Here is a 20813-nt window from a genome sequence, read left to right on the forward strand (position 1 = left end):
CTGCGTTAGACGGTACACCGGGCGTCCGCACGCCAACGCGCCGCGCGTTCACTCGCGATCCGCGCCTTCGTGTGACGACCCCCGACGCACCCTCCAACGAGGGGAAACGTTCCCCTTGTTCCCGGATGCCGTCACCGGATGTCGATCGGGCGAACCCGAAGGCGGAATCCGTGTGCCCGAGCGGGTCAGGTCGGCTTCGAACCACCGTATACGTGCTCGGCCAGTGTGCCGACGAACGGCAGATTGCGGTAGCGCTCGGCGTAGTCGAGGCCGTAGCCCACCACGAATTCGTTGGGGATGTCGAAGCCCACGTACTTGACCGGGATGTCCACCTTGGCCGCCTCCGGCTTGCGGAAGAACGCGCACACCTCGAGCGAGGCGGGACCGCGGGAGGTGAGGTTGGCGAGCATCCACGACAGGGTCAGACCCGAGTCGATGATGTCCTCGACGACCAGGACGTGCCGACCGGCGATGTCCGCGTCGAGGTCCTTGAGGATGCGCACCACGCCGGAGGACTTGGTGCCGGAGCCGTAGGACGACACCGCCATCCAGTCCATCTTGACCGGCGAGTGCACGGCCCGGGCGAGGTCGGCCATGACCATCACCGCGCCCTTGAGCACACCGACGAGGAGCAGGTCCTGACCTCGGTAGTCCTCGTCGATCCGCTCGGCCAGCTCGACGAGCTTCGCCTCGATCTCCTCCTGCGTGACGAGGACCCTTTCGAGGTCGGCGCCCATGTCCTTCTCGTCCACCACATGCCTTACTACGAAGTTTTCGACGAAGCCCGCACTCACCGGTCAGGTTTGCGCCGGCCGGTGAAAGAGAAGCCTGCCACACCGCCTGCGTATCTCGACGCCCCCGGGCAGGTGGATGGGTCCTTGGCCGTGCCAGGAGATGACCAGCCGATCCACCGCCTCCACATGGCGCGCGAACAACAGGCCGGAGGGGCTTCCCGCGCCGACCGCGGTGCGGCGCAACACCCGGCGGCGGACCGCGGCGGGCAACTCGGCCAGGCCGGCCACCTCCAGCTCGCCCTCACCGTGGGTGACATCGGCCTGGGCCCGGTCGGCCCACTGGTCCAGCGCCTCGGCGTCGTCGCGAAACAGCCGCGCGGTCCGGGCGAGCGCCTCGGAGACCCCGGGGCCGAGCGCCTTCTCCAGGACCGGGAGCACCTCGTGCCGCACCCGCGCCCTGGTGTAGGCGGGGTCGGCGTTGTGCGGGTCCTCCCAGGGCAGCAGGTCCTGCGCGACGCAGGCCTGCCGGGTGATGTCGCGGCCCAGTTCCAGGAAGGGGCGCTGGTAGTGGCCGGTCAACGGCGGCATGCCGGCCAGCGAGCGGGCGCCGGAGCCGCGGGCGAGCCCGAGCAGCACGGTCTCGGCCTGGTCCTCGAGGGTGTGCCCGAGCAGCACCAGCGCGGCGCCGTGGGTGCCGGCGGCGGTGTCGAGCGCGGTGTATCGGGCCAGCCGGGCGGCGCCCTCGGGGCCGCCCCGGGTGCCGACCGTGACGCCGAGCGCGTCGACCGGCCCCAGGCCCAGGTCACGCAGCCGGGCGACCAGGTCCACGGCCCGCCGGGTGGAACCCGCCTGGAGCCCGTGGTCGACGGTGATGGCGCCGGCCCGCAACCCCGCGCGCGGGGCCTCGAACGCGGTGGCGGCGGCGAGCGCCAACGAGTCCGCGCCACCACTGCACGCCACCAGGACGAGATCACCCGGTTGCAGCTCGCGCAGGGTCTTGCGGACGGCCAGCCTGGTGGCGGCCACGGCGGGATGGGGTCCCACGGCTCGACGACACCTCCTTGCACGTCCGGTTCGGCCGGTTCGCGGAGGTCGCGGCCTCCGCGAGATATGCCGAAGAGATTTGGTTTGCCCACGCTACGTCACCCGAAGCGCCCCGGGCCGCAGACACCACCGGATGTCGCCCGGATGGGGACGCGGGCGCGATCCGGACCGCCCGGACCGGAACCGGGGGCGCGGCGTCGACGAGCGGTCGGCCGGCGCGCTCCCCGGTGGTCCGGGTCGCCCGGCGGTTCACTTGGGGTCGGTGGGGCCCGTCGGCGGGGTGGCGCCGGCGGTGCCGGCCCGGCCGTGCACGCGGTCCACCCAGCTGCCCGGGTCGGCCACCTCGGCCTTGGTGGGCAGCGTGTTCGGCGAGGTCCACACCCGGTTGAAGCCGTCCATGCCGACCCGGCCGACCACCTCGCGGACGAAGCGCTCGCCGTCGCGATACTGGCGCAGCTTCGCGTCCATCCCCAGCAGCTTGCGCAGCGCCTGGTCGAGCCGCCCGGTGCCCTGCGCGCGGCGCTCGGCGAACTTCTCCCTGATCTCGGTCACGGTGGGGATGACCTGCGGTCCCACCCCGTCCATCACGAAGTCGGCGTGCCCCTCCAGGAGCGACATCACCGCGGTGATCCGGCCCAGGATCTCGCGCTGTTCGGGGGTCTGCACGAGTTCGACCAGCGAGCCGCCCTCGCTCTCCGCCTCGGCGCCGCCCCGCCGCGCGTGGGCGAACGTGGAGACCGCCTCGCGCAGCCGGCCGAGCACCGCCGAGGGGTCGACCTCGGTCTCCCCGAGGAAGCCGTGGATCTCCTGTTCGAGGTGGTCGCGCAACCACGGTACGGCGGTGAACTGGGTCCGGTGGGTCTCCTCGTGCAGGCACACCCACAGCCGGAAGTCGTGTGGATCCACGCCCAGTTCGCGCTCGACCTGGACGATGTTCGGGGCCACCAGGAGCAGTCGGCCCGGACCGCGACCGCTCGCCCCCGGGGTCTGCGGGGCGAATGTCTCGTATTGGCCGAGCACGCGCGAGGACAGGAACGCGAGCAGCGTGCCCAGCTCGATCCCGGTCACCTTGCCGCCCACGGTGCCAAGGGCCGCGCCGCCCGGCAGCGTCTCGCGGCGCTGTTCCACCTTGTCCAGGAGCGGGCGCAGCACGTGCCGGAAGCCCTGCACGTTGGCGCGGGCCCAGCCGGGTCGGTCCACCACCAGGACCGGGGTGTCGTTGTCGCCGGAGTCGAGTCCCGTGAAGGCCCGTACGTGTCCCTCGGACGTCTTGGCGTGCTCGCGCAACTCCGCCACCACGGCCCGTGCCTCGTCCCGTCCGACGTCGGGTCCCGGCCGCACGAGCCGGTTCACCGTCGCCACGGCCAGGTCCCAATCGATCATGTCCGCACCGTTGCCGCTCGTCATACGGCCACGGTACGTGCTCGGCGCGGCCTCGAAAGAGGAACCGGGGTCCGCGACTTCCGCGGGTTCGGGTTTTGCCGGACCCGGGAGCGGCGCCGAGCCGGGCCGGCGACCGGGCGGGCGCGGACTCAGCCGGCGGTACCGCAGCCGCAGTCGGCCAGCGCCGCGGCCATCCGGTCGATCGCCGCGCGGGCCGGGTCCGGGTCGCCGCCGAACCGATCCGCCAGGATCGCGAAGGCGAGCAGTCGACCGTCCCGATCGCGCACCAGTCCGGACAGGGTGCTCACCCCGGTCAGCGAGCCGGTCTTGGCCCGCACCACGCCGGCCGCGTCGGCGGCGCCGCTGCTCGGCCCGTACCGCTCGCTCAGCGTGCCGGTGAAGCCCGCGATCGGCAGCCCGGTCAGCGCCCGGCGCAGTTCGGGGTGCGCCGGCGAGGCGGCGGCGGACAGGGTCTGCACGAGGGTCTGTGGGGTGAGCCGATCGTCCTTGTCCAGGCCGCTGCCGTCCTTGAGGTTGGACGCGCCGTAGCCGATGCCCAGGCCCTCCAGGACCTGTCGGGCGGCGGTGGTGCCGCCCTGGAAGCTCGCCGGCTGCCCCTTGGCGACGGCCACCTGACGCAGCAGCGCCTCGGCCAGGTCGTTGTCGCTGACCGTGAGCATCTGCTCGACCAGCGCGGCCAGCGGCGGGGACTGTACGGAGGCCAGTTCGGGCGCGCCGCCGGCCGGCGCGGTGCCCGCGGCGGGGGCGCCGTCGACGGTGACGCCGGCGGTCTTGAGCATGGCCGCGAACTTCTTCGCCGCGTCGGCGCCCGGGGACTGCACCCGGGTGCTCTCCTTGCCGACGATCGTCGGGTCCACCCGGCCCTCGTCGACCATCAGCGACACCACCGGGGCGATGTTCTCGTTGACGCCGATCGCGTGCATCGCCGGGCCGGTGTACAGCGCGGTGTCGTATTGCAGCTTCACCTGCGTGGTGCCGGTCGCCTTGAGCGCGGTCGCGGTCGCGGCGGCCAGATCGGACAGCTTGGCGGGCTGGAAGCCGGCGCCGTACTGCTTGCCGTCGAGCGCGGTCAACGTCGGATCGCCGCCGCCGACCAGCACGATCGTGCCCGGGGTGGAGCCGGGCACCACCCGGGTGGCGATCCGGTGGTCGGGGCCGGGCGCGGTGAGCGCGGCCACCGCCGTGGTGATCTTGGTGGTGGACGCGGGGGTGGCCGGGCGGTCCTGGTTGGCGCCGTAGAGCGGGCGCCCGGTCAGCGCGTCGACCACGGCCACCGCGGGCGGCGCACCGAGCGCGGCGTTCCTGCCCAGCGGTTCGAGCGCGGCCCGGATGCCCGCCTCGGTCGGGGTCGCCCCGGCGGGATCCCCCGACACCGGCGCGAGCACCGGTGCGGCGGTGTTCGCGCTCTGCCTGCCGTGCTCGTCGGCCCGGGCGGCGAGCGGCTCGCCCTTCCAGGACCCGTGGGCGAGGGTCGCGAGTGCCGCCAGCAGCACCGCCGCGAGCGCCGCGGCGATCGCTTTGCTCCTCATGCCGGCCACGCGAGACCATCCCCTTCCGCCGGACCACCGGCCATGCGAGACACTGAGACCAGATCAGGTTCTGTCCGGGACCTGTGCCGGGTTCGGCCTCGCGGACAGAACGACCCTAACGGTCCCGGCAACGGTCCCGGCGCAGCACATGGAGGAGCCTTGGAGTTCGACGTCACCATCGAGATCCCCCGGGGATCGCGCAACAAGTACGAGGTGGACCACGAGACGGGTCGCATCCGGCTGGACCGGATGTTGTTCACCTCGACGCGCTACCCGGCGGACTACGGCTTCATCGAGGACACCCTCGGTGAGGACGGTGACCCGCTGGACGCGCTGGTGTTGCTCGACGAGCCGACCTTCCCGGGTGTCCAGGTCCGCTGCCGCGCGATCGGCATGTTCCGCATGACGGACGAGGCGGGCGGCGACGACAAGGTCCTGTGCGTGCCGGCGACGGACCCGCGCGTGGAGCACCTGCGTGACATCCACCACGTCTCGGAGTTCGACCGGCTGGAGATCCAGCACTTCTTCGAGGTCTACAAGGACCTGGAGCCGGGCAAGTCGGTCGAGGGTGCCAACTGGGTCGGCCGCGACGAGGCCGAGGCCGAGGTCGAGGCCTCGCGCAAGCGGCTCACCGAACAGGGTCACCACTGACCCGGTAGCGCGCCGCGCACACCCGAACGCCGATCGGCGGCGGACACCCGAGCGGGGTGTCCGCCGCCGATCGGCGTTCGCCGTCCGTGGCCCGGCGTCGGTCAGGACGGGCGGGCGTAGAAGTCCGGGGTGCCCATGTAGAACATGTTGCTGATCTTGATCACCTCGCCGGTGCGCGGCGCGTGGATCATCCGGCCCTCGCCCAGGTACATCGCCACGTGGTGGATGTCGGCGGCGCTTCGGGACTCGGTCCAGAAGATCAGGTCGCCGGGGCGCAGGTTCCGGTAGGACACCGGGGTGCTCTCGACGTATTGCGTGGCGGCGAAGTGGGTCAGTTCGACCCCGGCCTGTCGCCAGGACTGCATGACCAGGCCCGAGCAGTCGTAGCCGTGGGGGCCCTCACCGCCCCAGAGGTAGGGCTTGCCGAGTTGGGCCTTGGCGTAGGCGATCGCGGCGGACGCGCCGGCGCCCTTGGTCGCGGCGCGGTTGTCCGGCCGGTCGGGGCGGCTCGCGGCCACCGGTGCGGTGCCCTTCGCGGGCCGGGCCGGGTCGGCGGGCCGGTTCGCCGCCGCCTGGCCCGCCGTGCGGGCCGCCTCGGCCTGCCGCTCGGCCTCCCGGCGGGCCTGGTCGCGGGCCGCCTCGGCCTCGGCCCGGGCTCGGGCCGCCTCCTCGGCGCGGCGCCGCGCCTCGGCGGCGAGTCCCTCCCGGCGCTGCGTCTCCAGCGCGACCGAGGTCTGCTTGAGCGCGGCCAGTTCGGTCAGCAGCGCGGTGCGGCGGGCGGTGATCTCGCCGACCCGGCGTTGCTGCGCGGCGAGTTCGGCCTCGACCCGGTCCTTGGCCGCGCGCACCGCCTCGGCGGCGCGGGCCGCGGCGTCCGCGGTGTGTTCGGCGTCGGTCCTGGCCGTCGCGGCGTCGCGGACCGCGGTGGTGCAGCGGCGCAGCGTGTCGTCGCCGTCCCGGGCGATCCGGCGCAGGCTCTCCATCCGGGCGACCAGGTCGCCGGGCGAGTCGGCGCCCAGGACCGCCCGGAAGACGCCGAGTCCGGCGCCGCCGCCCATCCGGTAGGTGTGCGCGGCCAGCCGGCCGAGTTCGTCCCGGGCGCGGGTCAGTTGCGCGTCGGCGGTGCGCAGGCGGGCGTCGGCCGCCACGGCCCGGTCCCGGGCTCGCCCGCTGAGCACGACCGCGCCGTCGTACGCCTCGACCGCGGCCCCGGCGCGGATGTCGAGCCGGGCCGAATCGTTTGCTTCGCGGTCCAGTTCGGCCTCGATCCGGCCGACGTCGGCGACCTTGCCGGTGACCGCTTCCCGGGCCCGGCGCACCTGGTCGGCGCCGGGGTACGCGGACCCGCCGGGGTCGTCGGCGAGGGCTCCGGGGGTGAGGGTGAGGACGATCGCTGCGGCGAGTCCGGCCGGGACTGTGCCGCGGATGAACGGTCGAGGCATGCGGTCTCCCTCCAAGCGGCGGGCACCGAGGGGAACCGGATATTCCGATTCCGGGCAGGTCTCCTCACGCTAACGATCCGCGATCACAGCTGCACCATAAGCAACATATTTCCCGCTAATGGGCTTATTTCACGGGAGATGACTCGAACATCCGTCCGGCACACCGGTCCCATGGGTCACCCGGCCGCCGGCTGGTGTTCCAGCGCCCAGGCGCACACCGTCCCGGATTCCGCGTCGGCGGTCAGCCAGGTGCCGTCGGCACGCACCACGAGCCATTCGCGCGGCGCGTCCTCGGGATAGTCGATCTCCGCGACGGCGCGCAGGTCCGGCACCGAGAACAACACGTGCCGCTCGCCGGAGGAGGCCGCGAGCACCAGGTCGCGGCGCAGGAAGCCGGCGTAGATGTCGAACACCTCGTCCGGGTCCGGAAAGACCTGCTCGCCCGGCCGCGCCGCTATCACCGCGCCGTCGGGAAAGCGCACCAGCGCCAACGGGCCGGCCTCGATCGGCGTGGTCAGCATGATCCGACCGGAGCCGTGGATGTCGGTCAACACCCGGCTCTCCCCCGGCGGCACCTCGACGGCCGACTCCGGGGCGTGCGCGCCGAGTACGAAGATCCGGTACGCGTCGTCCGCGTGCGACGCGGCCAGTCCCACGTGCACCCCGTCGGGGTGTGGCAACAACTCGGAGCCGACGGTGGCCGGTTCGAGCGGCCAGGAGGCCTGCGCGCGGCCGTCCGCGCCGTCGAGCAGGACACACCGGTCCCCCTCGGCGGTGCGCGTCATCGCCCAGATCCCGGCGGCGGTCACCGCGGCCGACCCGGCCTCCTCGGACTCCCACGGCACATGCGGGTGCGACCACACCTCGGTGCCCGCCGCCGCGTCGAGCAGGACCACCCGGTCGGGCGCCGAGGCGACGAAGTGGCCGAGGTCGGGGGTGACCGAGTGGCCGCCCTTCCAGTCCCCGGGCAGTCGCATCTCGCGCACGGTGGTCAGCGAATCGTCGAGCACGACGAGCGAACCGTCCACGCCGTGTGCCAGCCAGGCCGCCGCACCGGGGATGCGGTCGAGACTCCACAGGGACGGCAGGGTTGCCCGGGCCAGAAGTTGAGCGCGCATGGCGTGCACTCTATTGGCGCCCGGGCGCCGACCCCTACGGCTCAGCGCCGCTCGCCCGGCTCCGGCTCGGGGCGACCCGGGTCCGCACGATGCCGGCCCCGACCAGCCGGCTGCCCGGCCGGCTCGGCTGCGGGCGCCTCGGCGGCGCGCCGGCGCGCCGCCGAGCGGGCGCGCAGGAGTTCGATCGCCACCGGGATCACCGAGATCAGCACGATGGCCACCAGGATGAACTCGATGTTGTCCCGGACGAAGCGCACTCGGCCCAGCGAGTGGCCGAGCAGGGTGACCCCGCAGGCCCACAGCAGGCCGCCGAGCACGTTGTAGACGATGAAGGTGCGGTACTTCATCCGGGCCACGCCGGCCACGATCGGGGTGAACGTGCGCACGATCGGCACGAAGCGGGCCAGCACGATCGAGCGTGGGCCGTACCTGTCGAAGAACTCGTGCGCCTTCTCCACGTTCTCCCGTTTGAAGAACCGGGAGTTGGGCCGATTGAACAGCGCGGGCCCGACCTTGCGGCCGAACAGGAAGCCGACCTGGTCGCCCACCACCGCCGCGATCCAGAGCAACAGGCAGACCAGCCACAGCGGTTGGGAGATGTACTTGCCGTCGGAGACCAGCAAGCCGGTGGTGAACAGCAGGGAGTCGCCCGGCAGGAAGAAGCCGATCAGCAGGCCCGACTCGGCGAAGACGATCACCAGGATGCCGATCAGGCCGAACGTGGAGATCAGCTTGTCGGGGTCCAGGAAGGATGGACCCAGGGCGATGGTTTGCACGGCGCGAGCCTCCTGGAACGGGCGATGGCGGACCTCGGAAGTCCCCCGACCAGGTCATGATTAGGTAAAGAGAATTCCTTCCGAGGGTAACGTCCGCATCCTGGGACCGGTTCCCGAGGGGGGTCAGCCGCGTTCCGGCCGGGTCAGCGCGACCAGGGCGCCCTCGTCGTCCAGGGTCAGTTCGACGCCGAGGGCACGCAGCTCGCCGAGCCGGCCCAGGTGCGAGCCGCCGCACGGGATGTGCGCGTCGCCGTCGGGCAGTCCGCAGTGCCACACCCGGCGGTCGGTGAGCGCGGGTCCCGGCACCTCGATCCGTACCTCGGCATCGGTCTTCAGCCACTGGCCGAGCAGCGCCTCGACCTCGGCCCGGATCCCGGGCAGGTCGGCGGCCAGGTCTTCGGCGCCGAACCCCTTCTTGCGCAGCGACTTGCCGATCCGGTACTCGTCGCGGCTGCCGCCCTCGTCCATCCGGGACGAGGTGATCGCGAGGTTGTCGAAATCGGGCCGGCCGAGGCTGTCCACCCGCACCTCCTTGCGCCAGCGCGGCGCGAGCGTCGCGTTGAGCGCGAAGGCGAGGAGATGGCACGAGGTGTGCGCGGCGCTCAGCGCGGCCCGGCGCTCGGCGTCCACCACGAGTTCCGCGGCGGCGCCGACCAGGTCGGCCGGCTCGCCCGGCACCTCGGCGACCACGTGCAGCGCCAGCCACGCCCACGCCTGGTCGCCGCGCCGGACCGGGATCGCCTCGCCCACCGCGAACTCCCCGTCCGGGCCGACCGCGCCGGTCACGCAGTCCACGACGGCCAGTTCGCCGCCCGCCACCCGGATCACCCCCGTGTCGGCGGGCTGGTCCGGCCAGGTGTGGTCGAGCGGATGGAACGGCGTACGCGCGACCACCAGCGCGGTCCGTCCGTCGGGCAGCCGGGGTGCGGCCAGGATCGGTGCTTCGCCGGTGGTCGCGCCCGCCGGAAAGGTCACCTCGGTGGAGCTCGTGGGGAGGGGCATCTGCGTCCTAGTCTCGAATCGGTGCGGTCGCCGTCCCGCCGGTGCGGCGATGGCGGCCTTCGGTCCATTCGATCATGGACAATCGTCCGCACACGGGAATCGCGTTCAGGGACGGTAAGTGCACGACCAAGGCTTGATCTCGACGACCGCCCGGCTGGCGCGCGACGCCGAGGCGGGGCCGCACGGTGTCGGCTGGATGCTCGTCGCCTTCATCTTCACATTCGCGGTGACCCGGCTGATCACCAGGTTGATCCGGGCGGGCAAGGGCCCGTTCCGGAACATGGTGGTGGGCCGGATCCATGTGCACCACCAGGTCTACGGAATCTTCCTGATGCTGATCGCGGGCGCCCTGGAATTCGCCTACGAACCGGGCGGTGTGCTGCGCCAGGTGCTCGCCGGGTTCTTCGGGATGGGCGCGGCGCTGACCCTGGACGAGTTCGCGCTGCTCGTGCACCTGGACGACGTCTACTGGGCCGCGGACGGCCGCAAGTCGGTGGACGCGGTACTGATCACCGCGGCGATGGGATTGCTGCTGTTCGTCGGCGCCAACCCGCTCGGCCTGGGCGACGGGGACACCAAGCCGGTGGCCGCCGTGGTGGTCGTGTTCAACCTGGCCTTCGCGCTGTGCGCGCTGGCCAAGGGGAAGGTGGCCACCGGGCTGATCGGGGTGTTCGTACCGTTCGTCGCGATGGTGTCCGCGCTGCGCATCGCCAAGCCCGAGTCGCCGTGGGCGCGTTGGCGCTACAAGGAGGGTCCGGGACGCACGTCGCCGCACGCGGACACCAAGCTGGCCCGCTCGCTGCGGCGTTTCCCGCCGGATCGGCGCACCTGGTGGGACCACACCAAGGACTTCGTCGCGGGCGCACCGCACCGCTGACCGGGCGGCCCGCCCGCCGCGCCGGCGGGCGTCACAGGTTGGGCAGCACCTCGTGTTCGAACAGGCGCAGGCTCTCCCAGGCCAGCTCGGGCGGGATGCCGCCCATCATCGGGTGCAGAATCGCGAACGCCGCGTCGCCCTGGGCCTTCAGCTCGGCGACCAGGGTCGCCGGGGTGATCACCCGATACTGACCACCCGCGCGCAGTGCGTCGGCGTCGGTCACGCTCGTGTAGCCGCCCGCCCCGGCGGTGCCCGCCGCGGCCATCGTCTCGCCGTAGGCGTTGACCTCGTGCAGCGCGTGCGGCGCGATCCGGGCCCAGTCCCGGTCGGGGTCGTTCGAGAGGTGGAAGAAGCCGGTGTCGCCACCGAAGTACGGGCCCGGGTCCTCCTCGCCGAGGGTGACCTTCTCGTCCCGGTAGAACTCCCAGATGCCCGGGTTGGATGGCATGAACCCGTCGGCGATCCGCGCGGCACGACGCGCGGCGGCCTCCACGCTGCCGCCGAGGATGATCGGCGGCCCGCCCTTTTGGAACGGCGCCGGGGTCACCCGCACGGTCCGGCCCCGATACTCGAACTCCTCGCCCGTCCAAGCCTTCCGCAACGTCTCGACGGTCTCCACGGTGCGCCCCACCCGCTCGCGCATCGGCACGTCGTACATCGCGAACTCGGTGTCCACGTAGCCGTTGGTGAGCACCACGTTGACCCGGCCCTGGCTGAGCAGGTCGAGGACGGCGAGTTCCTCGGCCAGGTGCAGCGGGTCGTGCAGCGGGGCGGGAATGGCCGCGATGGTCACCCCCATGGTGCGGCTGCGCGCGGTGATCGCGGCGGCGAACTGGAGCGGGGCGGGCAGGTATCCGTCGGCGAAGCCGTGGTGTTCGGACAGCGTGACCATGAAGAAGCCGCGCCGGTCGGCCCACTCGACCATGTCGAGTGCCGCCGCGTAGCGCTCCCCCATGCTCGTGCCGGCGAAAGCCGGATTGCGGAAGTCGAAACGCAGCGCGAACACAGCCATGCCGTTCTCCTGTCCTCGACGCCGCCGGGGTGAGCGGCGCCGCCATCTCTGATGGGGCGTCAGGTTAGTGGCCACGGTCGAGGAGAACCAGTGCCGGGCCCGGCGACGTCGGCCGGGACCGGACCGGTCAGCGGCCGTGCAGCGCCCGGTCGAGCAGTACGCGCAGGGCGCGCCGATCGGCGTCCGGCAGCCCGGCCAGCGGTGGGTCCACGGCGAGGCCCGCGAACAGGCGCGCCCGCAGCTCGGTGCCGGCGGGGGTGAGCGCGATCAGCTTGGCCCGCCGGTCGCTCGGATGCGGGCGCCGCTCGACCAGGCCGCGCTCTTCGAGGCGATCCACCACGAAGGTCACGTTCGGCGGCTCGCAGCACATCCGTCGGCCCAACTCACGCATCCCCAGCGGCGCGGCGAGTTCGTGCACCGCGTTGGCCTGCGACGCGGTCAACCCGACGGCGCCGGCGCAGGCGGCGAAGTGCGCGTCCAGGCGCGCGGTGGCCGCGTAGAGCAGTGCGGTCAGCCCCGGCAATTCGGCCGACCCGATGTCGTCTCCCCTCGTGGTCATGGCCACACCCTAGCCGAACTTCGTTACAGCTCGAATGATTCGAGGTGTAACGTCGCAGTGGAACTGACGCACCATCAGTTCCTCGCCCGACCTCGACCCGACGGAGCATCCGGATGAGTACCGACGTGCAACTTTCCATCGGCCTGCCGAACTTCGGCACCTGGCCGGCCGGCGACTGGCGCGGCTTCGTGGACGTCGGCCGGGCCGCCGACGACGCGGGGATCGACCGGATCGTGCTGGTGGACCACGTGGTGATGGGCCCGAACACGCACCACTACTCGTGGGGGCGCTTCCCCACCCCGCCCGAGGCGGCCTGGCCCGAGCCGCTCACCCTGCTCGCCGCGATCGCCGCGGTCACCTCGCGGGTGCGCCTGGCCACCGGAATCCTGGTGGCCCCGCTGCGCGGCGCGACGCTGCTCGCCAAGACCGCCGCGACACTCGACCGGATCTCCGCCGGGCGCCTGGAGTTGGGCGTGGCGACCGGGTGGCAGCGCGAGGAGTACGACGCCGCCGGGCTCGACTGGGACACGCGGGGGCAGCTGCTCACCGACACGCTCGCGGCGTGCAAGGTGTTGTGGACGAACCTGCCCGCGTCCTTCGCGTCCGAGACGGTGAACTTCACCGACGTCTACTGCGCGCCGCAGCCGGTCCGGCCGGGCGGCGTGCCGCTGTGGATCGGCGGCACGCTGGGCCGGCGCAATCTGGACCGGATCGTGCGCAGCGGCGACGGCTGGATCCCGATCATGGGCCTGTCCACCGCGGATATGGCCCGGGACGTGCTGCGGATCCGCGAGGCACTCGCCGCGGCGGGCCGCGATCCGCGCGCGCTGCGGGTGCAGGGGCCACTGCCGTTGGTCAAGGACGACGCGGGCCGGTTCGACCTGGCCCGCACGATGGCCGGCGCGGCCGAGGTGATCGCGGCCGGGGCGACCGCCGTACAGCTGCCGATCCAGGTGTTCTGTACCGGTCCCGAGGGCGCGCCCGCGTTCTTCGCCGAGGCCAGGAAGTTGTTCGACAAGGTGATGTCCGGGGCCTGAATCGCCCTCAAGTTGGGCTTCCCACCTGGGACTTTACCCCTGCTTGGTTAAAGTTTCAGGTTTTCGGAACGTCGTCGGCGGGAGGGTCGTTCCCCTGGACAACGGCGCGATACGGCGCCTTTGTCCAACGCGGGAGGGCCCTCCATGTCCGACGTCACGCTGCCCACCGGGGCCAACGCACCGCTGACCGGCGACCGCGCCGAGGTCTCGATCGGGTGGGCCTCGGCCGACGTCGTGGACGTGTCCGCCGTACTGCTGACCGACGCGCACAAGGTGCGCACCGACGAGGACCTGGTCTTCTTCAATAATCCGGTCGGCGGGGACGGCGCGGTCCGTACCGCGGCCGGGCCCGCCGGGACCACCCACGTGAGTGTGGAACTGGCCAAGGTGCCCGCCGAGATCGCCCGTGTGGTGGTCGTGGTGAGTTCGGACGCCGACCGGCCCGGCAGCACGCTCGGTCGGGTGCCGGGGTTGAGCGCGGTGACCACGTCCGGCGACGCGCGCATCGTGTACCCGACGGACGCGTTCACCGGCGGCGAGACGGTCGCGGTGCTGGTCGAGCTGTACCGGCGCGGCGACGCGTGGAAGGTGCGCGCGGTCGGCCAGGGCTACGCGAGCGGACTGGCCGGGCTCGCCACGGACTTCGGCATCACGGTCGAGGACGAACCCGAGCCCGAGCCGGCCGCCGTACCGACTCCCGCGCCCGCCGAGCCGGCGCATGTCCTGGTCAAGGAGCCGGCCCCGGCCTCGGCCCCCGCGCCGATCTCGATGGCCAAGGAGCCACTCGGCCGGGTCGACCTGGCCAAGGGCGGGCGCGCGACGATCAGCCTGGACAAGGACGACCGCTCGGTCACCGTCACCGCGTCGCTGGTCTGGGACGGCGGCGACGACGCGCGCCGCAAGACCGGCGCCGACCTCGACCTGTACGCGCTGTTCGTGCCCGGGGCAAAGGTGGGTCCGCGGGCGGACGGGAAGCCGGAGGGCGACGGGGTGGTCTACTACCGCGACCTCGGCAGCCTGAATTCCGCGCCCTACATCAAGCTGGACGGCGACTCGCGCGCGCCCGGCCGCGAGACGGTCCGGATCACCCGTCCCGATCAGCAGGGCTATGTGTTGATCTGCGCGTACAGCGCGGTGGAGAACGGCTTCGGCAGCTTCAAGTCCTACGGCGCGCACGCAGAGGTCACCGACGGTCAGGGCTCGACGGTGACCGTGCCGCTGTTCAACAACAAACGCGCGGTGTTCTGGGTGGCGATCGCGCTGGTCGACTTCACCGACCCCGAGGGGGTCTCGATCCGGCACGTGGAGAAGTATTCGAAGCTGATGCAGGAGCGTCGCCCGATGCTCTACTCGGACGGCACCTTCGAGATGGGCGCGGGCCCGGCCGAGTTCAAGACGGTGCGCTCGCCGAAGGAGCGCTGAGCCCGGTCGGCGCGGGGTCGCCGCGCGGTCGGCACCGCTCGGTCGTCGTGGCCGAGCGGGCTCCCCCTCCGCTCCGGCTACTTGGCCGAGCGGTAGACGATCACCTTGTCGCCGACCCGGGTCTCCTCGAAGAGCTGCTGGACCAGGCCCTTGTCCCGGACGTTCACACAGCCGTGCGACGCGCCGTTGTAGCCGCGCGCGGCGAAGTCGGCCGAGTAGTGCACGGCCTGGCCGCCGGAGAAGAACATCGCGTACGGCATCGGCGTGTGGTAGATCGTCGAGACGTGGTCGCGGCTCTTGAAGTTGATGCTGAACGCGCCCTCGCGGGTCGGCGTCTCGGCCGAGCCGAAGCGCACGTCGGTCGCGTATTGCACCTTGCCGTCGATCACCCAGGTCAGCCGGTCGGTGCGCTTGTCGATGCAGATCGCCCGCCCGGTCAGGCAGCGCTCGTCGAGACCGGCCTGCGCAGCCGGCGGCTTGGCCGGCGCGGCCTTCGTGGTCGGCGGCTTGCTCGCCGGGGCGGTGCCGGCCGGCGGCTTGCCGGTGGGCGGCTTCGACGACGGGGTCTCGCTCGGCGCGGCGCTGCTCGGGACGCTGCTGCTCGGGGCGGCCGACGTGGCCGGGGCGCTCGTCTCGGGCCCCGGGGTGGTCGGGGCGGACGAGGCGGTGACGGGCGCCGGCGACTGGGCGCCGGCCTTCGCGGTCGAGTCGCTCGACGAGCCGGCATTGCAGGCCGACACGGCCAAGATCGCGGTCACGGTGACCGCGAGGGATATACGAGTCTTCTTCATCGAGTGGTGCCTCTCCCGACCCAAACCCAAATGTGGTGTGTTTCCCCGAGTCGTGCACCCTTGTAGACGCCGGTGGGGCGCGAGAGGTTGCGTCCCTAGTTTGACCCATTCGCGTGAATGTTCAGCCGGACATGTCCGGCCGTGACCGGTTCGGGATCGACCGGACGCAGATCCGCCGCCCAGGCGTCCAGCGCGGCACCGATGCCGCCCTCGGCCAGCGCCGCACCGATGCCCAGGCAGCGCATGCCGGCCGCCTCGGCCGCGCGTACGCCGCTCTCCGCGTCCTCCACGACCAGGCAGCGGTCCGGCCGCACGCCGAGCAGGCCGGCCGCGCGCAGGTAGCCCTCGGGGGCCGGTTTGCCCTCGCGGACGTCCTCGGCGGTGACCATGTACACCGGTTCGGGCAGTTTCGCCGCGCGCAGTCGCCCGCTCGCCACCCGCCGGGTGCCGGACGTGACGATGGCCCAGTGCGTCGCGGGCAGCGCGGCGAGCAGTCCGGCCGCGCCGGGGATCGGCCGAATCCCGGTGAAGTCCCGCTCCTCGCGCTCGACGATCCACGCGGCCTCGACCTCGGCGTCCAGCGTGGGGGCGACCACGCGCACCAGATCGACGTCCCGGCGACCGTACGAGGCGGCCACCGCGGTGTCCGGGTCGACGCCGCGATCGAGGGCCCACGCGCGCAGGATGCGTTCGATCAGGGGATGGGAGTCCACCAGCACGCCGTCCAGATCGAACAGGACCGCGTCGCAGTCGAGCGTCGTACCGTCGTTCGCCATTCGACCAGGCTGTCAGGGGCGGCGGGGCAACGTCGAGGCTTTTCCGCCGCATGATCACGTTGCGTTGATCGACCACCCACACAGCTCAGAAATCGATCGAAAGTGATCAACTCTGGACCTGGGGAAACATCTGCCGTTGCCTAACCGTCACGTTTGCGCCGTTCGCCACCGGCTAGGGGGTCACTACGGCCCGGATACGCTCACCCCAGGCGGCAAACCATGTACTTGGTCCTCGCTCTGCTGGCACCGATCGTGATGTTCCTGCTGATACCCGGACTCGCCTGGCTCGAGGACCGCCTGCTGGGGCCACACCCGCCGCCGAAGCCGCCCACACCGGCACCGCCGCTGCCGAAGGTCGCACCGGCCGCCGACGCGGCGCCTCCGGTTCGAGACCGGATTCCGGTGTCGATGCCCGCGCCTGCACCCGGATCCGGGCCCGCACCGCTGTCGCCCGCTCGGGCCGGCGAGCCGCATCCGGCCGGGCGGGCCGTGCGCGGCCGGGGCCGACACGCCCGCCGGCCTGCGTCCCTGCTCGCCTACCGCCACCACATCGGCCGGCGGCGCCCGCCCCGAGCCTCGGTCCTGCGTCGACCGTCGGCGCATCGTCCCGGAGCCGAACCTGAGTGAGTCCGGCGCGCCGCCCCCGGTGCGCATCGAATCCGTCCCGCCGGAGTTGGGCTCGCCCCTCGGCGCCGCCCCGCTGTCCGCCCACGCCCACGTCTGGCACATCCTCGGCAGCGACGCCGACGCGGTGCTCAAGCTGGCCACGCCGGACGACACGACACCGGCCAATCCGCGCTACTGGGCCCGGGAGGTCGAGGCGTATCGGAGCGGCTTCGCGCACACCGTCTACGCGGCGCAGGGGCTGACCGCGCCCCGGACCCTGCAGGCCGACTCGCGCGGGGACGGGTCGGTGGCGTTGTGGCTGGACTATGTACGCGGGATGTCCGGGACCACGTGGGACCTCCCCCGCTGGGCCGACTTCGCCCGACGCCTGGGCGCGGCGCAGGCGGCCTCGCGACCGGCCGGGCCGTCCTGGTTGTTCGAACGACCGCCCCCGGTCGGGCCGTGGGCGACCCGGGCCGCGGCGCTCCCGTACGTGCTGTGCCACCTGGACCTGCGGCCGGTCGACCTGATCGCGCGGGATCGGGACGTCGTACTGCTCGACTGGGCGTATGCCGGCTACGGGCTGCCGGGCGAGGACCTGAGCGGACTGATCCTCGCGCACGCGGGCGAGCCGGAGTTGGCCTCGGCCCTGGAGACCGCGCTGCCCGCCGAGTACGCCCGGGGGGCCGGGTGCGCCGAGGCGGACGTACGGGTCGCGATCGCCGCGACGGCGCCCGCGAAGTACGGCGCGGGCGCGGACGAGGCGACCCGGCGGATGCTCCGGACGTGGGCGCAGGACGCGCCCGCGGATTGAGTCAGCGCCGCGACCGACGGATCGCCCAGACCAGGGCGACCACGATCGCCACGGCGGCGAACGCGGCGGGGGTGGGCCGTCGACGGGCCCGGGCGGTGCCGACGACGGTGGCATACCGCAACGGGTCCGGCGTGTGATCGAAGAGTTGCCGCCCCGCCGTGTGGCCGACCTCCACGGTCCGCTCCCTGACCTCCGTGACCCTGCGGCCGGCGGCCTCCCGGCCCTGCCCGGCGGCCCGAAGCCGACTGGCCCCGGCACCGGGCCGGGCCTTGGGCGTGGGGGTTCGGCCGAGTGGTCGGGACGTGGGCCCGGCGCCCCGGCCGGGCCGGTCGGCGGTGGCTGCTTCGGCCTGCTCCGCCCGGCGGGCGGTGGCTTCGGTGGCCCGTCCGACCTTGGGCACGGCGGGCTGCTCCGGCCGGTGGGCGGTCGCTTCGTCGAGCGGCTCCGGCCCGGGGGTGCCGGCTCGGCCGACCTGTTCGGGCCTCTGCACGGTGACCCGGTCGGGCCGCTCGCCGTGGTGTGCGCCGGCTTGGTCGAGGCGTGCGGGCTCGTGGGCCGCACCTTGCTCGTGGTGCGGGAGTTCGGGGTCGACGGCGCGGGACGCGCCGGCCGACTCGGCGGGGGACGGGGCGGGATCGGGCGCCGTGGGCCCGCTGTTCGTACTCATGGGGGGCGTGCTCCTCTGCCGCCGAGGAACGCGCCCCGGCGGGTCGTTCGTCCTCTGGGGCGCTTCGGGGTCCGGGACCGTCTCCCCGATCCTGCCGGGGGCGCAGACCCGGCAGGACCGAGGACACGCTCCCGGCGCCCACGTTCGTCGGGCCGGAATCGGTGCCTCGTGGCCGAGGCTAGAAAGGTTCGGGCCGAGGATCGGGGAATGTCACCCGGATGCCTCGCCCGGCGTGTCCGATCCGGCCGTCGGCCCGGCCGCCGACCGGGCCCGGTCCACCGCCGACCTCGACGCCGAACACCCTTACCCGGCCCGGGCGTTCGAGGCCGCCGCGCAGGCGCGGGGCGGAACCCCGGACCGCGCCCCGCCGTTCCGTACCGGGCGCGGCACGCCGTGGACGGCGCACGATCGTGTACCGGTCAGTGGTCGCCCTCGTGGCCGAGGGCCAGGGCGGCGAGCCGCGGGCGGGGTGGTTGTGGGGGGTTGTCGTGGAAGACACAGTCGCCGCATACGCCGCCGCCGGGGACTCGGTAGTACAGACAGCACGTGGTGCGGCGGCACGCCAACATCATGCCGCGCAGTCGGTCCCGGGTCAGCATGCCCGCGGCGAACGACCGTATCGTCGCGGTGAGTTCCGGTTCGGTGCCGGCGACGTGCCGGTCCAGCGCACGGGCCGCGCCGGCCAGCGCGGCTGCCGCGTTGCCCCACAGGAGGCGTTCCGCGACCGGTACGACGGCCCGGGTGACGCGGGTCAGCGGGATCAGCTGGGCGGTGACCACCGCGTCGTACAGGGCGTCGATCCCCGACCGGTCGGCGGCCACCGGGGTGCCGACAGGATCCGGCGTCCACAGCTCCATCGGCCCGGTGTCCGGGAAACGCCAGTGGGTCCGGCCCGGGTCCAGGTCGGGCAACACTCGGCCGAGCACCGCCGCGCCGAGCGCCACCGACCACAGTCGCGAGGCCACGCCCTGATACAGGATCGACGCGGCGACGCGAGGTTCGTCGGTGCCCAGCCGGCCCCCGACCCACTCCACCCGATCCGCCCACGCGGCAGGCGCGGCCGGGTCGTACAACTCGGCCAACGGCCGAAAACCCGCACCGTCGGCAATCGACCCGGTGCGCAGCTCGAAGTAGGGCCCCACCTCGGCGAGTCGCCCGCCCACCCCGGTCAACGGCGCACGCCCGGCGCGGCGCGGCCGGCAGCGCCGGCGCGGGTGTGGATGCGGCTCGACACCGAGGACATGGCGGCACACCGGCCTCTCTCGGGGAGCTCCGCCCCGGGTCGTGGGGTGGCGACGGCGTGCGTCTCCCGGCTCTCGGATCGTCGCTCCTCCCGGCCTGCCAACCCCGCCGGGGTCGTGGCCGGTTCGGGAGTCGCTTCCGATCCCAGTGGCGGGACCGTGCCGGATTCACACCGGCTTCCGCGTACCGCCGTCGCATGGCGTCCACCACCATCGCACGCGCGCGGGGCCCGGTCCACCGCCACGCGTGGGGGTGAAGCCGGCGCCGGTCCGCGTGCCGTGCCCGGGACCGGCGGACGTGGGGGCCCAGGATCGGAGGGATCGCCCGGAGATCGTCCCGTTTCCGGACCGATGCCCCTGATACCCCTGATACCCCTGATGCCCTCGATGCCATCGATGCCCCCGATACAGGGAGATGTTCGTGCCCACCGCGTTCGCCGCGCCCACCCGCACCCGCCGAGCGGGTGCGGTACTCGCGTGTTGCGCCGTCCTGTTCGCGCCGACCGGGGCGCAGGCCGCCGACCCCCGGCCGGGCCCGCCGGCACCGGTTGGGCCGCCCGCACCGCGGGCCGTCGCCGATCGGGCCGAGACCCGGGCCGGGCAACCGGTGGATGTGCCGATCCTGGACAACGACATCGGCGAGGGGCTGGTCGTGTTGTCGTACACCATGCCCGAGCACGGCCTGGTGTTCCGCCCCGAGCAACCGACCGGGCCGGCCGCCGTGTTGCGCTACACCCCGGGTCCGGGCTTCACCGGCCGGGACGGCTTCCGCTACACGATCGGCGACCGGCTCGGTCGGCAGGCCGGCGCGAGTGTGCGGATCGATGTGTTGCCGGCCGGTTCCCGCGCGGGCGCGCAGGTGGGCGAGCCGATCTCGGATCGACTCAGCGGGCGTCGCGGCGTCGGCCGACTGCGGCCGGCCGCCGCCGAATGGGCGCCGCGCCCGCACTCCACCGGGGCCGGTGCGGATGGACGGTGGCTGCTCCTGGCGTTTCTGGCCAGCGCGCTGCCCGCCGCGGGCGTACTGGTCCTGGTCGCCCGCCGCCGACCGACCGGCGCGCGGGTCGGCCGAACGGCGCCGCGTCATGCCTTGCGCAACTCTCGGGTCATCAGGTAGAGCGCGTAGAGCACCTCGGCCAGACCCACGATCAGCAGCACCACGCCGATCTTGCCGCCCATCGGGCCGGGGTCAGGGGGGTCTAGACCCACCCCCCAGAGGCCGGCCCGCCCCATGGGCGGGTGGGTCGCGCGTTCCTAGCGTTGGGTACGGCGTCGCGGCGGGCGGCGGCGCAACCCGGCGGGAGGACGAAT

20 protein-coding genes and 1 riboswitch are annotated in these 20813 nt (G+C 73.1%); of the genes, 6 read left to right on the top strand and 14 right to left on the bottom strand.

Going from position 1 to position 20813, the window contains the following annotated elements; genetic code table 11:
• Window positions 1-185: 185 nt before the first annotated feature.
• From hpt to dacB, 4 genes are all read right to left on the bottom strand, one after another.
• Window positions 186-752 (bottom strand): hypoxanthine phosphoribosyltransferase, encoded by a 567-nt coding sequence (hpt, locus tag ABIA38_RS33815; protein ID WP_078979398.1) that lies wholly within the window; start codon window positions 750-752, stop codon window positions 186-188.
• Window positions 753-797: 45 nt separating this feature from the next.
• Window positions 798-1778: a tRNA lysidine(34) synthetase TilS gene (gene tilS / locus ABIA38_RS33820; protein ID WP_424642734.1), complete on the bottom strand. Its 981-nt coding sequence runs from the start codon at window positions 1776-1778 to the stop codon at window positions 798-800.
• A gap of 249 nt (window positions 1779-2027) precedes the next feature.
• On the bottom strand, window positions 2028-3185 hold the full coding sequence (locus tag ABIA38_RS33825) for a zinc-dependent metalloprotease (RefSeq protein WP_424642735.1): 1158 nt from the start codon (window positions 3183-3185) through the stop codon (window positions 2028-2030).
• A gap of 125 nt (window positions 3186-3310) precedes the next feature.
• Window positions 3311-4711: a D-alanyl-D-alanine carboxypeptidase/D-alanyl-D-alanine endopeptidase gene (gene dacB / locus ABIA38_RS33830; RefSeq protein WP_424642736.1), complete on the bottom strand. Its 1401-nt coding sequence runs from the start codon at window positions 4709-4711 to the stop codon at window positions 3311-3313.
• 159 nt (window positions 4712-4870) lie between these two features.
• On the opposite strand from dacB, the gene ABIA38_RS33835 reads away from it, so the two are divergent.
• The gene (locus ABIA38_RS33835) at window positions 4871-5362 is read left to right on the top strand and encodes an inorganic diphosphatase (protein WP_020549566.1); all 492 of its coding nucleotides are present in this window, start codon (window positions 4871-4873) and stop codon (window positions 5360-5362) included.
• 101 nt (window positions 5363-5463) lie between these two features.
• On the opposite strand, the gene ABIA38_RS33840 is transcribed toward ABIA38_RS33835, so the two are convergent.
• The 4 genes from ABIA38_RS33840 to ABIA38_RS33855 all read right to left on the bottom strand — a co-directional run bounded on the left by ABIA38_RS33840 (window position 5464) and on the right by ABIA38_RS33855 (window position 9700).
• Entirely contained in the window at window positions 5464-6804 is a 1341-nt protein-coding gene (locus ABIA38_RS33840) for an NlpC/P60 family protein (RefSeq protein WP_424642737.1), read from the bottom strand.
• 176 nt (window positions 6805-6980) lie between these two features.
• A complete protein-coding gene (locus ABIA38_RS33845; protein ID WP_424642738.1) occupies window positions 6981-7922 on the bottom strand; it encodes a hypothetical protein in 942 nt (313 codons plus the stop codon).
• A 41-nt stretch (window positions 7923-7963) separates the two neighbouring features.
• Window positions 7964-8698: a DedA family protein gene (locus ABIA38_RS33850; RefSeq protein WP_424642739.1), complete on the bottom strand. Its 735-nt coding sequence runs from the start codon at window positions 8696-8698 to the stop codon at window positions 7964-7966.
• Window positions 8699-8821: 123 nt separating this feature from the next.
• Window positions 8822-9700, bottom strand: a complete 879-nt coding sequence (locus ABIA38_RS33855; protein WP_424642740.1) for a metal-dependent hydrolase — start codon at window positions 9698-9700, stop codon at window positions 8822-8824.
• Window positions 9701-9833: 133 nt separating this feature from the next.
• On the opposite strand from ABIA38_RS33855, the gene ABIA38_RS33860 reads away from it, so the two are divergent.
• On the top strand, window positions 9834-10577 hold the full coding sequence (locus ABIA38_RS33860; protein WP_424642741.1) for a hypothetical protein: 744 nt from the start codon (window positions 9834-9836) through the stop codon (window positions 10575-10577).
• A gap of 31 nt (window positions 10578-10608) precedes the next feature.
• Here the strand turns inward: ABIA38_RS33860 and ABIA38_RS33865 are convergent, their stop codons facing one another.
• Together ABIA38_RS33865 and ABIA38_RS33870 are read right to left on the bottom strand one after the other, a co-directional pair.
• Window positions 10609-11589 carry an LLM class flavin-dependent oxidoreductase gene (locus ABIA38_RS33865; protein WP_424642742.1) on the bottom strand — a complete coding sequence of 327 codons (981 nt, stop codon included), beginning with the start codon at window positions 11587-11589 and terminating at the stop codon, window positions 10609-10611.
• Between the two features lie 127 nt (window positions 11590-11716).
• On the bottom strand, window positions 11717-12148 hold the full coding sequence (locus ABIA38_RS33870; protein WP_424642743.1) for a MarR family winged helix-turn-helix transcriptional regulator: 432 nt from the start codon (window positions 12146-12148) through the stop codon (window positions 11717-11719).
• A gap of 113 nt (window positions 12149-12261) precedes the next feature.
• Here ABIA38_RS33870 and ABIA38_RS33875 point away from each other — a divergent pair, with 113 nt between their 5' ends.
• Both ABIA38_RS33875 and ABIA38_RS33880 read left to right on the top strand, forming a co-directional pair.
• The gene (locus ABIA38_RS33875) at window positions 12262-13185 is read left to right on the top strand and encodes a TIGR03619 family F420-dependent LLM class oxidoreductase (RefSeq protein WP_424642744.1); all 924 of its coding nucleotides are present in this window, start codon (window positions 12262-12264) and stop codon (window positions 13183-13185) included.
• Between the two features lie 144 nt (window positions 13186-13329).
• Complete coding sequence (locus ABIA38_RS33880) at window positions 13330-14607, top strand: TerD family protein (RefSeq protein ID WP_424642745.1); 1278 nt, start codon at window positions 13330-13332, stop codon at window positions 14605-14607.
• Window positions 14608-14684: 77 nt separating this feature from the next.
• Here ABIA38_RS33880 and ABIA38_RS33885 read toward each other — a convergent pair whose 3' ends face one another.
• Window positions 14685-15398 carry a L,D-transpeptidase gene (locus tag ABIA38_RS33885; RefSeq protein WP_424642746.1) on the bottom strand — a complete coding sequence of 238 codons (714 nt, stop codon included), beginning with the start codon at window positions 15396-15398 and terminating at the stop codon, window positions 14685-14687.
• 95 nt (window positions 15399-15493) lie between these two features.
• Window positions 15494-16174 carry an HAD-IA family hydrolase gene (locus tag ABIA38_RS33890; RefSeq protein WP_424642747.1) on the bottom strand — a complete coding sequence of 227 codons (681 nt, stop codon included), beginning with the start codon at window positions 16172-16174 and terminating at the stop codon, window positions 15494-15496.
• A gap of 646 nt (window positions 16175-16820) precedes the next feature.
• On the opposite strand from ABIA38_RS33890, the gene ABIA38_RS33895 reads away from it, so the two are divergent.
• Window positions 16821-17594: a phosphotransferase gene (locus tag ABIA38_RS33895; protein WP_424642748.1), complete on the top strand. Its 774-nt coding sequence runs from the start codon at window positions 16821-16823 to the stop codon at window positions 17592-17594.
• A 1-nt stretch (window position 17595) separates the two neighbouring features.
• Here ABIA38_RS33895 and ABIA38_RS33900 read toward each other — a convergent pair whose 3' ends face one another.
• A complete protein-coding gene (locus ABIA38_RS33900; RefSeq protein ID WP_424642749.1) occupies window positions 17596-18261 on the bottom strand; it encodes a hypothetical protein in 666 nt (221 codons plus the stop codon).
• 419 nt (window positions 18262-18680) lie between these two features.
• Window positions 18681-19424, bottom strand: a complete 744-nt coding sequence (locus ABIA38_RS33905) for a (2Fe-2S)-binding protein (RefSeq protein WP_424642759.1) — start codon at window positions 19422-19424, stop codon at window positions 18681-18683.
• 141 nt (window positions 19425-19565) lie between these two features.
• Window positions 19566-19684: riboswitch (cobalamin riboswitch) on the bottom strand.
• Between the two features lie 239 nt (window positions 19685-19923).
• Between ABIA38_RS33905 and ABIA38_RS33910 the strand changes: the two genes are divergently transcribed.
• Window positions 19924-20619 carry an Ig-like domain-containing protein gene (locus tag ABIA38_RS33910; protein WP_424642750.1) on the top strand — a complete coding sequence of 232 codons (696 nt, stop codon included), beginning with the start codon at window positions 19924-19926 and terminating at the stop codon, window positions 20617-20619.
• Window positions 20620-20813: the final 194 nt, after the last annotated feature.

The organism is Embleya sp. AB8, from assembly GCF_049739465.1.
Taxonomy (GTDB): Bacteria; Actinomycetota; Actinomycetes; order Streptomycetales; family Streptomycetaceae; genus Embleya.

Excerpts from the sequence above, each read along its gene's own strand:
- ABIA38_RS33825 (WP_424642735.1), bottom strand. The coding sequence starts at position 3,185 with ATGACGAGCGGCAACGGTGCGGACATGATCGATTGGGACCTGGCCGTG.
- dacB (WP_424642736.1), bottom strand. The coding sequence starts at position 4,711 with ATGAGGAGCAAAGCGATCGCCGCGGCGCTCGCGGCGGTGCTGCTGGCG.
- ABIA38_RS33840 (WP_424642737.1), bottom strand. The coding sequence starts at position 6,804 with ATGCCTCGACCGTTCATCCGCGGCACAGTCCCGGCCGGACTCGCCGCA.
- ABIA38_RS33845 (WP_424642738.1), bottom strand. The coding sequence starts at position 7,922 with ATGCGCGCTCAACTTCTGGCCCGGGCAACCCTGCCGTCCCTGTGGAGT.
- ABIA38_RS33855 (WP_424642740.1), bottom strand. The coding sequence starts at position 9,700 with ATGCCCCTCCCCACGAGCTCCACCGAGGTGACCTTTCCGGCGGGCGCG.
- ABIA38_RS33865 (WP_424642742.1), bottom strand. The coding sequence starts at position 11,589 with ATGGCTGTGTTCGCGCTGCGTTTCGACTTCCGCAATCCGGCTTTCGCC.
- ABIA38_RS33870 (WP_424642743.1), bottom strand. The coding sequence starts at position 12,148 with ATGACCACGAGGGGAGACGACATCGGGTCGGCCGAATTGCCGGGGCTG.
- ABIA38_RS33875 (WP_424642744.1), top strand. The coding sequence starts at position 12,262 with ATGAGTACCGACGTGCAACTTTCCATCGGCCTGCCGAACTTCGGCACC.
- ABIA38_RS33880 (WP_424642745.1), top strand. The coding sequence starts at position 13,330 with ATGTCCGACGTCACGCTGCCCACCGGGGCCAACGCACCGCTGACCGGC.
- ABIA38_RS33885 (WP_424642746.1), bottom strand. The coding sequence starts at position 15,398 with ATGAAGAAGACTCGTATATCCCTCGCGGTCACCGTGACCGCGATCTTG.
- ABIA38_RS33890 (WP_424642747.1), bottom strand. The coding sequence starts at position 16,174 with ATGGCGAACGACGGTACGACGCTCGACTGCGACGCGGTCCTGTTCGAT.
- ABIA38_RS33900 (WP_424642749.1), bottom strand. The coding sequence starts at position 18,261 with ATGAGTACGAACAGCGGGCCCACGGCGCCCGATCCCGCCCCGTCCCCC.